Below are 1,155 nucleotides of genomic sequence, written 5' to 3'. Positions count from 1 at the left end.
TAACTTAAAAATGCCAGACTAAAAGTCAAAAACCCTTTTGTTCCACAAAAAAGGGATGACCTAAAGTTACTTACTAATTTTTTAGTAGTAGATTTAGCTTGTTTTTTAGTGGTAGGCTCAGCTTGTTTAGTAGTGTTATTTTTACAACATTCACTCATACAATACCTCCTTGATGGTTTATTCTTAACTATAAATAAAAAACTGCTTTTATCAAATCAAAATTTACAATAAAATAAATCTATAAATATACTATTTTATATAAGGAAATAATATGGCAATTGAGAGAACACTTTCGATATTAAAACCTGATGCAGTAAAAAATAATATTACAGGCAATATAAATTCGTACATCGAACAATCTGGGCTGAAAATCACAGCACAAAAAATGATGTTACTAACAAAAAAACAAGCAGAGCTGTTTTATGAAATTCATAAAGATAGGCCTTTTTTTGGGGAATTAGTAGAGTTTATGACCTCTGGTTCTGTGGTAGTTCAAGTTTTAGTTGGTGAAAATGCAGTAAGTAAATACAGACAAATCATGGGAGCTACTGATCCAAAGCAGGCAGATAAAGGCACAATCAGGGGTGATTTTGCTGATGATATTAGTGAAAATAGAGTTCACGGCTCAGATAGTCTAGAAAATGCTCGTAAGGAGATAGCTTTCTTTTTTTGCTGAATGTGAGTTGGTGTAGTCAACTCAGATTGGCGTCATCCAAGTAGCTGACAACATAGAAACGAAAAAACTTCCTTGACAAACCTCGCCAGCCCCCTTATCATGAAACTGAAGCTATTGTATTTGCTTTCGCCAATCTGCAGATTAAAAGGTAAGGATTACTTAATGTATCGGCGTCTTATGTTCAATTTTTTGCAGTATATAGATACTGTATGTCTTTACAAAACTTCATCTACATCTAGATTTTTATCTAAATAAGCTGAACGCGCTTATAAAGCGTTACAAGACATCAAAAAATGCCAATACTCGACAGAGATAGANNAAGACTAGCTAACTCGGGGATTCTTTGTCTTTTTTTCTGCTTAGTATATTTCTTAAACATTTGCAGCGTAAGTTAGTTGCAATTAAAAGCGGCTGAATCTCGCTTGTCAAGCGTTTAAAACATAAAAAACGCCAATATTTTAAAGCGGATAATAACCCCA

At 33.2% G+C, this 1,155-nt stretch carries 1 protein-coding gene; it reads left to right on the top strand.

The features are described 5' to 3' along the window. The first annotated feature begins 271 nt into the window (after positions 1–271). Positions 272–676, top strand: coding sequence for a nucleoside-diphosphate kinase (gene ndk / locus WG67_RS05120; RefSeq protein ID WP_156768672.1), 405 nt, complete (start codon positions 272–274; stop codon positions 674–676). Positions 677–1,155: the final 479 nt, after the last annotated feature.

This window comes from Wolbachia endosymbiont of Drosophila incompta (genome assembly GCF_001758565.1).
In the GTDB taxonomy this organism is placed as follows: Bacteria; Pseudomonadota; Alphaproteobacteria; order Rickettsiales; family Anaplasmataceae; genus Wolbachia; species Wolbachia pipientis.
This window is presented reverse-complemented; position numbering and strand designations above follow the sequence as displayed.

Coding starts and splice junctions, on each gene's coding strand:
- ndk (WP_156768672.1), top strand. CDS start 272: ATGGCAATTGAGAGAACACTTTCGATATTAAAACCTGATGCAGTAAAA.